Origin of the sequence: Leptospira noumeaensis, assembly GCF_004770765.1 — a bacterium.
GTDB classification, from domain to species: Bacteria; Spirochaetota; Leptospiria; order Leptospirales; family Leptospiraceae; genus Leptospira_A; species Leptospira_A noumeaensis.
The window spans coordinates 218,486-232,367 of record NZ_RQFK01000026.1 but is presented as its reverse complement, the minus strand read 5'-3'; the positions used below and the strand labels follow the sequence as shown (position 1 = coordinate 232,367).

Here is a 13,882-nt window from a genome sequence, read left to right as displayed (position 1 = left end):
ATTGTTAGCAATTGAGATTCATAATTTAAATAAATCTTATACCATTGGAAATTCGAAGTTTCCTGTTTTGGCTGGTATTGATTTAGAAATTTCGCAAGGGGAATTTGTTGCGATTATGGGTCCTTCTGGATCCGGCAAATCTACTTTATTACAAGTGATGGGTTTACTGGATCACGTGGACTCGGGCACTTATAAATTATTTGGTCGGAAGGTGGATGGTGAATCTTCCGATGTATTGTCTGATGTACGTGGCAGTATGCTTGGTTTTGTTTTTCAACAATTCCATTTATTGGCAAAATCAAATGCGACACAGAATGTAAGTTTACCATCGTTATACACAAATGTGAATTTTGAGGAAAAGAGAGCCTTACAGCAGTTAGAAAAAGTGGGACTCTCAAATCGGGCTCTCCACACACCGAATGAACTATCAGGCGGCCAACAACAGAGAGTCGCTATCGCACGCGCACTCCTTGTGGATCCACCCATCATTTTTGCGGACGAACCTACTGGAAACTTAGACTCCAAAAGTAAAATTGAAATCATGTTGGAATTACAACGCCTACACAAAGAAGGAAAAACCATTGTGATGGTTACCCATGAACCTGAAATGGCAGAGTATTGTGATCGGATCATTCACGTGAGTGATGGGAAAATACTATCTGATGAAGGAAAAAAGAAAAAAAAAGATCAGATTCTATTGCCTAAGGTTGATTTGAAAAGAAAACAAGGATGGCCTCTTTTTAAAGGGATTTTTCTTCAATCTTTGTTTTCGTTATCATCAAATCGATTGCGTACTTTTTTATCAGCACTCGGAATTCTTTTTGGGGTAGTTTGTGTGATCTCTGTAATGGCATTGGGTGAGGGTGCTAAAAAATCCGTAGAGGAGCAGTTTTCTTCGTTAGGTGCCAATCTGGTCATAGTGCGTACAGGGGGAATGCGAAGTGGGGGAGTTTCTCTTGAAGCCGGTTCTGTCAACCGATTGGATGTTTTTGATGTAAACGCTGTTGCTAAAAAATTTCCAGAAGTAAAACAAATCTCAGCTGTTGTGAATGGAAGAGCACAACTTGTTTTCGGGAATAGAAACTGGAATAGTTATATCACTGGAGCGAATCCCATTTACGAAACCCTTCGGAATTTAGAACCTGTGGAAGGAAGGTTTTTTACTGAAGAGGAAAACGGGAAACGAGCACTGGTTTGTCTTCTGGGAAATACTGTTGTCAAAGAATTATACGAAGGTAAAAATCCTGTAGGAACTTATCTTAAGGTAAATCGAATTTTATTTCGAGTGGTGGGAATCCTTCCTGAAAAAGGAAGCACTGGATTTCGTGATCAGGATGATGTCATACTCATCCCACTAAATACTGCTATGCGAAGATTATTAAATAAAGACGCCGTTGATAGTTTGGAAATGGAATTAGAAAAGTCTGAGTCTTCAGAAGAATTTACAACCTCTCTAAAAAAATTTTTACATGAACGTCATGGCACAAACGAATCGATGGGAAACATATACCAAGTAATGAATATGGCGGATATCCAATCTGCTGTATCAGAAACCAACCAAACCATGACAACGTTACTCATTGCCCTTGCCACGGTATCACTGATGGTAGGTGGTATTGGAATTATGAACATTATGTTAGTTTCTGTAAAGGAAAGAACAAAAGAAATTGGTCTCAGGAAAGCCCTTGGTGCTCGTGAGTCCGACATTCGTATGCAATTTTTAATCGAATCTACTTTGACAAGTTTGACTGGAGGGATTGTTGGACTTGTATTTGGAATCCTTGCTGTCATTTTTTTGCAGGAATACTTCGGTTGGACTATTGTTTTATCCTTTCCTTCTATTGGATTTGCTTTTCTATTTTCCATATCGATCGGAATACTTTTTGGCTGGTGGCCTTCCGAGTATGCTGCTAAACTTAGTCCGATTGTAGCTTTACGATCTGAATGAACATCAAACTGAATCCAAGAAAAGTTCCGCAGCAAAAACGTTCCAAGGAAAGGTATCAAAAAATTGTAGATACCGCCATTGAGCTATTAGGAGAAGTTGGGTATGACGATCTGACGACTGATTTAATTGCAGAAAGAAGTGGGATCTCTGTTGGTTCTATCTATCAATTTTTTCCGAATAAAGAATCCATCATTTACTCACATGCAGAGTCCTGTTATTTTATCCTTCATGATTCTTTTTTTAAACTTTTGGATGAAGAACTGAAAAAGAAAAAAAAATTCTCCCCTGATTTTATTGCGTTCACTTTGTCCGCATTTGAACAAGCATTCAATGAAGTGAAAGGGTATCGTTTGATTAACTCCATTTTGTATACAAACCAAGCATTGTTACAATTGGATATTGAAAGTAATGAACGTTTTGCCAAGTCGCTTGCGGAAAAAGTGATCCTCCAGCTCTTCCCAAAAGTGGATAAAAAATTCGCATACTACCGCGCCCTGATGATCGTAGAAACAGTGGACTCTGTATTTAAAATTGCTCAAAGAAAGGAAAAACCATCTGAAAAAAAGGCAGTCCTCTCGGAACTGAACAATCTTTTGTTTGTATATTTTTCCTCTTTCCTTTGAATTCCCATTGACAAAGTTTTAACACAGTTGTAGAATTCTCGAAATGTGAGGAAGTCCTCATGTTCTGGGAAATACCTATGCAAAAGACAAAAAAGATTCTATTAGGAATCTTCCTTACGGGATTCATAACGTTTGGTATGAATCATTGTAATTCGGAAGATCCGGCCAATTCGGCGTTTGTCCACGTTACCATGATGGACAATGCCTTTCACCCGCCTGTCATTCGCACATTCAAAGGCGGTAAAATTCGATTTGTGAACGAAGGAAACAATCCTCACAATGCCATATCCATCACCAAGGATTGGACAACAGAAAAAACATTTGGCAACTTAGCGATGTTCCGCGGTGCCCATACAGATGTGTTTTTTCCGGAAGAAGGTGTTTACCCTTATTTTTGTTCCTTCCATGCTTCTCCTGATGGTAAAATTGGAATGACTGGTGTTGCTGTGATTGGAGATGCCGCTTACAATCCACAAACAAACATAGCTAAATCAAAAATATCCAAGAAGTGGTCAGGAGTGACTCGAAAAGTTCCATCTCAATACAAAACCATTCAAAATGCTGTGGACGCAGCGTCACCTGGGGATCTTGTATTAGTTGCAAAAGGAATTTATAAAGAAGAAGTAACTGTTACCACTCCTTCGATTGTGATTCGTGGAGAAGACCGTAATGAAACCATCATTGACGGTGAATTCTTGCGTGGTAATGGAATTATGGTTGTGGGTGCTGATGGTGTGGCTGTTGAAAACCTTACCACCAGAAATGCAACACTCAATGGTGTTTATTGGACGGGTGTAAAAGGATATCGCGGATCATATCTAACTGCATACAATAACGGTGATTATGGTATTTATGCTTTTGATTCCGAAGATGGACTTATGGAACATTCGTATGCTTCTGGATCTCCTGATTCGGGATTTTACATCGGACAGTGTAATCCATGTAATGCGATTATAAATGATGTAATTTCAGAGAACAATGCACTTGGTTATTCGGGAACCAATTCAAGTGGAAACTTGTATTTGTTATCTTCTATTTGGAGAAAAAACCAATTGGGAATTGGACCAAATACATTGGATCGCGAGTTACTTCCTCCACAAAAGCAGATTGTGGTCAAAAAGAATATTGTTTATGATAACAACAATACCAATGCTCCTTCCAAAAAATTAGAATACCCATCCATTGGAAATGGTATCGCACTTCTTGGGGCACTTGAAAATCTTGTGGAAGACAATTTAGTTTTTAACCACAACAATTATGGTATTTTAGTCACCATGAATATCGATGAAAATATTTGGATCTCCAATAACAACGTCGTGAGGAACAACAAGGTTTACCATTCCGGTCGCGGAGACATTGCTCTCAGTGGGCCTGTGAATGTGGGGAACTGTTTTGAAGGCAATTCTTATGGAGTTTCGAGCCCACCGCTATTAGAATCACTTCAGTCTTGTTCTGGACTTCGTTATCCACATATAGGTGATATGTCGTCTAGTATTGGTTTGCTAGCTTTATTTGTTCAGGCGAACCTTCGTGAATTTGTATTAGGTTCTTATAAAAACCAACCCATTCCTCCGGCACAATCCAATATGCCAAAGGAAAGTTTGGAATCTATAATTCCTGCACATGATGTCTTTGAATCAAACAAAGGATTGATTGATACAGCGGAACTACCGAAACTCAGCCAAGTGGAATTTGACGCAGCAACTAACAAAATGTATACTTCTGGTTGGAGAGTCCATTTCCCGGGAACATTAAAAACATGGTATTTCCATATCATGGGTTATTTGTTGCCGTTTGCTATTTTTGCCGCTTGGACAGGACTTGCCATGTTGGATCGATTCTCCGCTAAAGGTGCAAAACTAGATTTTTACTTTTGGTTGGTATTACTCGTTCCTTTTATTGGTTCTTTGGTATATTTGTATTCAAAGGAATCCAAAATTTCACGAGTGGTTCGAAATACCGTAGTCATTGGTGGAATTTTACTTTTTTTAACAATACTAGCTTATGCTGGCTATGCGATGACGGCAGTAACAGAACCGTCTTTAACTTAATATAGGAGTTTATTTATGGAAACAACATTTGCAACCCCAAGTTTTTGGACATACTTTATCGGATCTTACGCGTATTACCTCCCCTTTGTTTTAACAATGGTTTGGGCACCTTTGGCTTTGTTTGGACTTTCTAAACAAAATGGAATGGATACTACAAAACAAATCATTTGGTCTCTGGTAATTTTAGTAGTTCCTGTGGTTGGGCCAGCAGTATATTTGTTAGTTGCTGACACCGAGTATGAGAAAAAATTCAAACAAACAGCAGTCGGCGGCGGCCTAGGTGTTTTGGTTCTTGTTTGGGTTTTGAGTTTAATTTCTCACATTTAGTTTTTAAGAGAGTTTGATTATGGATCGGAAGAGTTTTTTAACTGCATTAGGATTTGGAATTACGGGACTTGTTGGATCTCTTTTTGGATCCATAAAATTCAATTCTCGTAACTCTGATGAAATTTGTGGACCTTCCGATTCTAATTCTTCAAGTGCTGTGAACTTTGGAGTGGTGACCACTCCCACAGTCAGTGATAATTACCAAAATTCGATTGGGGCAGGTGGGAGTTTACGTGGAACCAATACTTATGGAAGTATGGCACACCCACCATTTTTCATCAAAGAAGAATACACCGAACGGTTTTACTATCCACCTAACTATAAAAATTCGAACTCGAAAGTGAAAGATTTTAACCTCAATCTTTTTCCTTTGAGTATGAATATTGCTCATAATGTAAATTATCCTGCTTGGACATTTGATGGTTTAGTTCCAGGCCCAGTGCTTCGTGCCAACTTAGGAGATACACTTCGGATCCATGTTAAAAATTCAAGTCCCGATCCTCATTCTTTACATTTTCATGGAACACACGATCCTATGGAAGATGGTTGGGAACCAATCCCGGCTTTTGGAGAAAGAACCTATCAGATAGAAGCGGGGCCAGTGGGCCTTCATCCTTACCATTGCCATGTGCCACCACTCATGGTTCATACCGCCAAAGGTTTGTATGGTGCTCTTCTAGTAGACCCTCCTACCAAAAGACCACCTGCTCATGAATTTGTTCTGACATTTTCTGGATGGGATACAAAAGGTAAAGGGCGAAACGATTATTATACATGGAATGGAATCGCAGGAATTTATGATCGTTATCCGATGAAAGTTCCTGTGGGGGAACGCGTTCGGTTTTATATCCAGAATATGATGGAAAGAGAACCCATCATTACCTTCCATTTACATGCTCAAACATTTGATATCATTCGTAGTTTAGGAACAACGGTTCCTGATGGACATTCTGATGTGGTTTCGATTGGACAAACAGAACGTGTTGTGATTGAATTTGTGCTTAAGAAAAAAGGTCGTTATATGTTCCATCCACACCAAACACATATGGCTGAAAATGGAGGAATGGGTTGGATCGTCGCCGTATAACAATTTTTAGCTTAATATTTTTGATGAGTTTGGGATTGTGTTGTCAATCCAAAGAAGATAAAATCAAAGAAGAATGGAAACATTTATCCTTTGTAAGACCAGATGGAAGTGTACTCGAACCTAAGTTTTGGTCTGAAAAAAAATCTGTATTGTATTTTGGTTTTTCACATTGTCCCGATATGTGTCCTTTGGCTTTGACAAATTTTGGAAGGGCTTCGCTGATTCTCGGTGAAAAATCAAATCGGTTCCGATTTATTTTTGTTACCTTAGATCCGGAAAGAGATTCTCCTTCTACTTTAAAAAACTACATACAAAACTTCCCTGGTAAAAATTTAACTGCACTTTCTCCCAATGCTGAATCATTAATAAAACTAACAGATTTGTTTGGGATTGTTAGAGAAAAAGTAGGGACTGGAAATAATTACAGAATTGATCATTCAAATTTTATTTATGTGTTAGATGAGGACTTGAATACACTGACAAATTTTCCTGGTGGAGTTTCAGCCAATGCATTAGCAACCAAACTTAGGGAACTTGCTGAACTTTAGATGTTAGTATAATTTCTATTTCTGTTCTTGCACCTTCCGGAAAGTTCCGCGTCACTTCAAAACTAAACTCTGAATATAAATTCCTTAATCGTTCTTTGATATTCCCAAGAGATCTTTCCAGGAGTTTTGTTTTGTCTGCCAGGAGTTCCTCTGGAATTCCGATTCCATTATCATAAACCACAAAACTAAAAACAGAATCTCGGATCATTTTTGCATGAATGAAAAGTTGGAACTGTTCTTCTGCTGAACCTCTAAACCCATGTTTAAAAGAATTTTCTATGATGGGTTGGAGAAGTAATGGGGGCAGGATTACCGAAGAAAAATCCCCAGACTTTTTAAAATCAATTTTGACAGTATCATAAAATCTTAATTTTTGAAGATGGAGGTAATCCTCTAAAAAATTCCATTCTTCTTCAAAAGGAATCCAATCTCTGTCAGTTCTATCAGAGATAAATCGATAGTTATTAGCGAGACTCAAAATGGCATCGCCAATTAACTCTGGTTTAATTTTATGGAGTGCGTGGATCGTGTTTAAAGAATTAAACAAATAATGCGGGCTCATTTTTGTTTGGAGAGTTTTGAGTTGGCTTTCTTTTAGGGATTTTTCAGCTTTTAATAAATCTTCTTTGTATACTTGTGCTTTTTGTCTGTTGGCAAAGATCGCACGTTCTAATGCAAATCCTTGGGATATCACTCCGAAAAGAACACCCCAAAGAACTACTTTATTTGTAGAGTTATCGTTCGATTTGATTGCGAGAAAAATTTCTATGATTACTAGGAGGAGTGTAACGCTAAATCCTATAAAATGACCAAATGCTTCAGGATTGCCTTTTTTCCAAGACTCAAAGGTAATGTAGATCGGTCCTAGAATATTCAAAAGATTGAATAAAAGGAAAAAACTTCTGCTACTAATTAGTAACGAATGAGCACTATCAACAAAAGGGAGTGAAAAAACGAGTATGGTCGTCGCAGAACAAATAACAACATCTATATAAATTAATATATCGAGAACTTTGTATCTTCCGCTTCCGAAAAGGCGACGCACACCTGATAACATTGGAATAAAAACAAAATTTGATGCAACCGTAGTGAGTATAAATAAAGTTTCTGAGTTTGTAAATAGATATCGGATGAGTACGTTGGATGTGAGACCAAGAAGGCCAAAACATAATGAAAATGCGGCAAAATCAAGTAATATATTATATTGTTTTTTATATTCAATAAAAAATACCAAAGCGCAGATGATACCAATCATTAAGAAGAATGAATGGAAAAAAATTGGTGTTAGGTTTTTTAAAGCAATTTCTCTATAGAGTGCTGTTTGTTTTCCAACTAAATTCTCCACGATGGTAATCACAAAGAGAATTCCTTTTTTGTGATACAACCTTAGGTAATAGTAGTTTGAATCATCATTGGGGATTTTTACCCAATTAAATTTTGATTGGAATATGTTAGGGAGCCTTTCCTGGTCTAAAAAATTTCCATATTTAAAAATAGAATCTCCATATTCATTAAATATCTCTAAATTTAAACCACCATGTTCGATTAAAAAATATAGTTCTTCCTTTGTTTTGTGATTCGGCAATGCCTTTGAACGTAACCAAATAAATTCTGAATCCGTGATTCGTTGGAGTTCAGAATCATTGATCCAACCAGAAATAGATTCCCAATATACTTTATGCATTTTTTGAAAATCGATTTCGCCATCATCATTTGTCGGGATATCACCAACAAAGTACTCCGTGTTTTCTGCAAGATAATATTCTGCTAATGAACTATCAGTTGGTTTGGTGATGGAATAAACATAAGAGGAAATAGAAACAGAGAATACGAGAAAAAGGAGGCAGATGGATAGAGTTGGTTTTTCTAAAAATCTGCCACCTAGGTTTAACATACCGAGAGCTTAGTCTTCTAATGAAAACAAAATAGGCAATCTGTGCGCCATTTTCTTAGGTTGACCTTGGACATATCCTGGGCTGAAACGTACGCGTTTGATGAGTTTCAACGCAGCTTCTTCAAATCCATAACCAACTCGGCCAGAAACAATTTTTGCAGATTGTAAACTACCATCTTCATTCACTTGAACAAGTAAAACAACTTGTTTCTCTACAATATTGGCAGCTTTCGCTTGGGGAGGAAAATACTCTCTTAAATCAAAGTCAATGATTGCCGTAGGCATTTTGTCTCCATTGAATGAAAACAAATATCCATCTTTATCAGTTCCGTTACCAGAGAGTTGGTTTGGATTGATATCCGAGTTATCTGGTTCATCGGCTTTGTCTTTGTTACTACCCTCCACCCATTCTTGTTTTTCGATGGGTGCAGGGGAAGATGTTCCACCAATGAGTTCAGGAGGAATTTCTTCAAAACTAACATCTACATCTTCAAAGTTAGATTCTTCAACGACTTCATCACCACGCAATTGACTTATCTTATAACCAGCGTAAGTTGCGGTATGGACAAATAAACTCCCAATCAAACAAACATGAAACAAACGTTCCCTATTTTCTTTGATAGAAAATTTAAATAATTTCCATAACTCCGCTAAACGGTTCATTTTTTTACACTGAGGGCAATTTTAGTAACACCCGCTTTTCGGATGATTCCCATCAGCTCCGTAATTTTACCATAAGGAAGGCTTTCATCTGCAGATAGAGTTAAACGCATATTAGGTCTAATTTTTGCCTCTCTTTCGAGATTACGAACTAAACCGGTAACGTCAGTATCTTTTCCTTCCAAAAGGAGAGCGCCTGTTTTTGTAATGGCAACTTGTACCGACTCGGCAACGTTCGGATCAGCAGCTTGCACTTTTGGTAAATTGATATTTAAACTTTCTTTCTTTAGAAAGTTTGCTGTTACCATAAAAATGACAAGAAGTACTAAAATCACATCCACCATTGGGGTGATGTTTATACTTCCAATTTCTTCGTCTTGTGAACCTGATGCTCCAGCCATAATTATACCTTTGTCTTATTCATTTGATAAGAGAGTAGTTCTTTTTTCAGAATTTCTAAATTCTGTAAAATCACCTTGGACTTTCTTGAAAAATAATTGTTTGCCATTACTACTGGAATGGCCACTGCAAGACCAGCCGCTGTTGCGAGTAGAGCTGTTGAAATGGAACGCATCACCACTTCTGCTCCAGAACTTCCCAAAGTTCCCAAACCATAGAAGGCTTTGATGACACCTAATACGGTTCCTAAAAGTCCAATAAAAGGAGCGTTGTTACCAAGTGTATTTAAGATAGGTAATCGTTTTTCTAATTCCAATTTTTCGGATAAAATTTGGCCATCTAAACTTTCATCCAAACCTTTTCTGCCTAATTTTAATTGTTTGAGAGCAAATTGTAGGAATCTTGTATAGATAGATTCTTCACCCGCATCTGTTTTCCAGTGAATTTCTGGTTCTTCTTGTAATGATGTTCTAACTTCAGTTAGATAATCTTCGTTTTTTTTACCTAAAGATTTTTTATAATAAATGAATCTCTCTGCAAATACGGCGAGTGCAATCACACTCGCAATTCCCATTGCAATAAAGATTAATTCCTCACCTATTTCTACATACTCTTGCATATTAGTCTCCGTTTTGAATGTTGTTAAATAATAGATATAATGGAATTTGATCTGCACTGATTTGGTTGTTTGTTGATGAAAAACAAGATCGTAAACAAGCATTCACTCCTGAACCAATTAAACTTGATTCTATTAACGCAGGAATTGTAGACTTAGTACAAACTCCTGAATCAGTTTTAGATTTCCAATCAGTCACCTGGCAATTGAAGGCACAGGTTTGTGCAATCCCTGACATATTTTTATATGCTGCGTTTGAAAGCATTGTTTGGCATGTGCTTGTTTTTACTGAAGCCGTAGTTTCCGTAAAAGTCGTACCAATTGCAGTGGCATAAGCTTTGAAACATAAATCTTTGTTTGTAATCATTGATTCACATGTTTCTTGAGGTGCGTTTGCCGTCATAAGGTATTGTAACAATACAGTTTCTTTGTATGAATCTTCAAACTTTTTAGGTTCAGAACAAGAGATACCAAATATTAGACAACTGATAAGAATGAAATGTTTCATTAGAAATGCACCTCCATCCCAACGTTAAAGAAAGGAATGACGGTTCCACCTGGAAGTTGTAAGGTTCCGAAGGTATCACTCTCTCTGGGATTCGTAGCTGAGAATGGTCTTGAGTTATCATAATCAAAACCGTTTTTGTTTTTTCTCATATATACGTTTACGATTTCTAAATACCAATTTAGATATCCCCACGAATAGTTTTCAAATATATCAAATCGAATGTCTAAACGATGGAAGTCAGTACCCCGTTTTACATAACCATACTCAGAGGTATACGGATTATTAGAATATTGTGGGTTCCAATAAGTTAGTCCATTAAGCGGATTTGAAAATTTACCACCGTCATCACCAATCACAGGCCTTGAAGGAACAGATGTTAAATAACTCCAACGACCACCAATTTGATAACTCTCTGTGACTCGCCATCCATAGATAAAATTGGCAACGTGAGTTCTATCCCAAGGTGCCAACTGCTCTTTTGAATTTGGAAAGTATGCAGCTAAAATTTTTCTCTCAATACCACCAACTTGCGAATTGTCACCTTCGTAAACTTGGTATAAGTTTGTATTCTGAAAGGATTGTGACCAAGTATAGGAAATCCAGCCGAACCAATCTCTTGTTCCCGGGCGTGCATTTTTTCGAATTAATAGTTCGTATCCATGTGACCAACCAGTTGCTCTGTTTGAATAATTTAAAGGACGATTGGAAACAATTGGCTGAGTCAACCATTGTCCTTTATCTGGATTTAAACCAACGGGAGTGGAAACGTATGGATCATCGATGATGGTATCAGTGAAGTTGTTTTTAAAAACTTCCATTTTAACCTGCCAAACTTGATCAATTTTTTGATCAATCCCTGCACTGATTTTCCTTGCTCTTTCAAATCGTAAATCTGGGTTTCCTGTTTCTGCATTGAAGTTGGTTGTAAGAGGAAATCTTGAAACGTCTCCGCCACTTCCATAAAAAGTTAGACCTTGTCCCACCTCTGGGAATGTATAGGAAGCTGTGGCCCTTGGAGTCAAAGCTCCATTACCAGTGACTTGAACATAATCGTAACGTACACCTGGCTCAAAAGCAAAGTTTCCATATTTGAAATGTAACGTTGTATATGCGTTGTAATAAGGAGTATTTCCTTGAATGTTAAGAGGACGACCAACAAAGTCAGGGTTTGCTGAATTGTATGGGTTAGGTGCCGGATTGGTTGGATCTCGTAAAGCTACCTCCGTACCATAATCTCTGAAGGAAAATTTTCTAACTTCAGTTCCAAAATCTATTTTTAGGAATCGTGTCGCTGTCCAATACGCATCCTGACGAACCCCAACATAACTACCCCGTTGGTATTGTTTTCCTTGGATGGATCCAAAACCAACATTATACTCACCAATAGGATCAAAGTTAATCAGTGTAATACGGTTTTGAAACTTGTCACCAGGAATCCAAGTATAACGAAGCGCTGTCGTTCGAAAACTTTGTCCAAAACTTGCCCTTGCTCCACTAAGGAGTGCGAACGAAGCTGCCGTTGGATCATTTGATGGTTTGTTAGGTACATCAATGGCAAAGTTGTCTTGGGCTGAAAGGTTATAAAAAGCAATTTGATGTTCTGGCGTAAAGTTATGAACATATTTGATTTGTGAATCGTTGTAACGTGGAAGACGGATTCCTTCAGGTAATAAACCAGTGGCTCCTAAGGTTTTGTCCAGATATCCAAGTTTACCAGCAATGGCAAGATACCCTTTTCCTCCAGAAGTGGGAGTGGCCGCATAAGCAGTAGTATTCCATAAAGAGACTTGAAAGGCACCTTTGGTTTTTTGAACTGAATCTACAGTTTCAATTTCGATGATACCACCGGTCGCATTATTGAAGTTTGCTGGATAGGCGCCAGAATATAAGTCAATGGATTTGATTAAATCATTATGAATGACCGATGTTAACCCATCTAAGTGGAATGGATATAAAATTGGGAGGTCATCATACAGATAGGTGTTGGCATTGGGATTGGCACCACGAACGATGATTCCATTGGCACCACCACCAAAACCGATATTGGGAATGACTCCAGGAAGTGTTTCCAAAGCACGAAGAGCCTCGCCAAAGGTTCCTGGCATCCTTTTGATTTCTTCGTAACGAACTTTAGTTCTGGATGCAATGGTTTTTTCTCTTTCCCCTTCGACTACGATTCCTGTTCTAGGAGCACTCGCTTTTTTTTCTGTGTAGATTGTTCTTGTTTCATCTTCAGATCCAACAGAAATTCTGATTTCTTGAATCCCCGTATCACGTAATAAACGTAAGGTGTAATCACCTGGAGATGGAAAATCGAGTGTAACATTTCCTTCTGTATCAGTCTGTGCAAATTTTTTGGTTTCAAAAATCAAAACGGATAAATTTTTCTCTGCGATTTCTTTTTTCGGATTGATGAGTTTGGCGCGAATACTCACGGCCAAAACTGGAGATCCTAAACAAAGAAGAAAAATCCCAAATATGAATCGATTATTTAATTTGAATTTTACTGAGTTCATTGAAGTTTAAATACCATGGGAGGTCTCCCGTTTCTTGTTCGAGGTAAATGAGGGTACAGGGTAAAGGATATCCAAGGAATGGACATTCCGTACGAGTAATCGCGATCGTACAAAAATCTAAATTTCTTTGGATTGGTTTGTTTAAAATGACCAGCGGTGGGTTAGGAATGGGATTCCCACATTTTTCTGAGGCAAATTTTGCCGCTGCATATACTTGGCTCTGTGCATCATCTGTTTCGACACGATCTACTGATGGGCCACAATTAAAGAGAAGTCCGATAACAAATAAAAAAAACAATATTCGAATCTTCATTTGTCACCTTTTGGTGTTGGAGTTTCTTCTTGTCCAACCACATCTGCAGTCACATTAACAACGGTAACAAGACCCAGTGGGAAGTATGCTTTGTCTTCTCTTTGGATTTGGATATTGATGAGAGTTTTTCCAGTAGGATATTTTTCTAAAATTTGACTCATCGCGAGTTCCACGTTAGGTGCTTTTGTCACAGGAAACATTCCAAGTAAATAAAAAGCGGAATCTTGTCCTGTCCCTTTGCCTAAAATTTTATAATCTGTAGAACGGACAACTGTTGCAGAATCATATAAATAGATGTCTTTGGGTACATGAGAACCGATGCAACCCATCGCCATTATTGTGGCCGACAAAAAACTTATAAAAATTTTGAGAATGGTAGTTTTCATTTGTGA

13 protein-coding genes and 1 pseudogene are annotated in these 13,882 nt (G+C 37.8%); 6 read left to right on the top strand and 8 right to left on the bottom strand.

The genetic code is table 11. The annotated features are described in order from the left end of the window. The first annotated feature begins 1 nt into the window (after position 1). The 6 genes from EHQ24_RS09170 to EHQ24_RS09145 all read left to right on the top strand — a co-directional run bounded on the left by EHQ24_RS09170 (position 2) and on the right by EHQ24_RS09145 (position 6,584). Positions 2-1,948 (top strand): ABC transporter permease, encoded by a 1,947-nt coding sequence (locus EHQ24_RS09170; protein WP_135601362.1) that lies wholly within the window; start codon positions 2-4, stop codon positions 1,946-1,948. After that, a complete protein-coding gene (locus tag EHQ24_RS09165; RefSeq protein WP_135601361.1) occupies positions 1,945-2,571 on the top strand; it encodes a TetR/AcrR family transcriptional regulator in 627 nt (208 codons plus the stop codon). Before EHQ24_RS09170 ends, EHQ24_RS09165 begins: the two co-directional genes overlap by 4 nt. A 77-nt stretch (positions 2,572-2,648) precedes the next feature. Then, entirely contained in the window at positions 2,649-4,622 is a 1,974-nt protein-coding gene (locus EHQ24_RS09160; protein ID WP_135601360.1) for a right-handed parallel beta-helix repeat-containing protein, read from the top strand. Between the two features lie 15 nt (positions 4,623-4,637). After that, entirely contained in the window at positions 4,638-4,949 is a 312-nt protein-coding gene (locus EHQ24_RS09155; RefSeq protein ID WP_135601359.1) for a PLDc N-terminal domain-containing protein, read from the top strand. A gap of 19 nt (positions 4,950-4,968) precedes the next feature. Then, positions 4,969-6,036, top strand: a complete 1,068-nt coding sequence (locus EHQ24_RS09150; protein ID WP_135601358.1) for a multicopper oxidase domain-containing protein — start codon at positions 4,969-4,971, stop codon at positions 6,034-6,036. Positions 6,037-6,059: 23 nt separating this feature from the next. Next, complete coding sequence (locus EHQ24_RS09145) at positions 6,060-6,584, top strand: SCO family protein (RefSeq protein ID WP_425270090.1); 525 nt, start codon at positions 6,060-6,062, stop codon at positions 6,582-6,584. On the opposite strand, the gene EHQ24_RS09140 is transcribed toward EHQ24_RS09145, so the two are convergent. The 8 genes and pseudogenes from EHQ24_RS09140 to EHQ24_RS09105 form a co-directional block, all read right to left on the bottom strand. Next, positions 6,562-8,478, bottom strand: coding sequence for a sensor histidine kinase (locus EHQ24_RS09140; protein ID WP_135601356.1), 1,917 nt, complete (start codon positions 8,476-8,478; stop codon positions 6,562-6,564). The genes EHQ24_RS09145 and EHQ24_RS09140 overlap by 23 nt on opposite strands. Before the next feature lie 9 nt (positions 8,479-8,487). Continuing rightward, a pseudogene (locus tag EHQ24_RS09135) lies at positions 8,488-8,967 on the bottom strand (energy transducer TonB); the annotation flags it as partial. A 170-nt stretch (positions 8,968-9,137) separates the two neighbouring features. Next, positions 9,138-9,539 (bottom strand): ExbD/TolR family protein, encoded by a 402-nt coding sequence (locus tag EHQ24_RS09130; protein WP_135601354.1) that lies wholly within the window; start codon positions 9,537-9,539, stop codon positions 9,138-9,140. Positions 9,540-9,541: 2 nt separating this feature from the next. Continuing rightward, a complete protein-coding gene (locus tag EHQ24_RS09125) occupies positions 9,542-10,156 on the bottom strand; it encodes a MotA/TolQ/ExbB proton channel family protein (protein ID WP_135601353.1) in 615 nt (204 codons plus the stop codon). 1 nt (position 10,157) lies between these two features. After that, positions 10,158-10,661 (bottom strand): hypothetical protein, encoded by a 504-nt coding sequence (locus tag EHQ24_RS09120; protein ID WP_135601352.1) that lies wholly within the window; start codon positions 10,659-10,661, stop codon positions 10,158-10,160. Continuing rightward, complete coding sequence (locus EHQ24_RS09115) at positions 10,661-13,177, bottom strand: TonB-dependent receptor plug domain-containing protein (RefSeq protein WP_135601351.1); 2,517 nt, start codon at positions 13,175-13,177, stop codon at positions 10,661-10,663. The genes EHQ24_RS09120 and EHQ24_RS09115 overlap by 1 nt, the downstream gene beginning before the upstream one ends. Continuing rightward, positions 13,149-13,490 carry a hypothetical protein gene (locus tag EHQ24_RS09110; RefSeq protein ID WP_135601350.1) on the bottom strand — a complete coding sequence of 114 codons (342 nt, stop codon included), beginning with the start codon at positions 13,488-13,490 and terminating at the stop codon, positions 13,149-13,151. Before EHQ24_RS09110 ends, EHQ24_RS09115 begins: the two co-directional genes overlap by 29 nt. Beyond that, positions 13,487-13,876 (bottom strand): hypothetical protein, encoded by a 390-nt coding sequence (locus EHQ24_RS09105; protein WP_244310361.1) that lies wholly within the window; start codon positions 13,874-13,876, stop codon positions 13,487-13,489. The genes EHQ24_RS09110 and EHQ24_RS09105 overlap by 4 nt, the downstream gene beginning before the upstream one ends. Between the last annotated feature and the right edge of the window lie 6 nt (positions 13,877-13,882).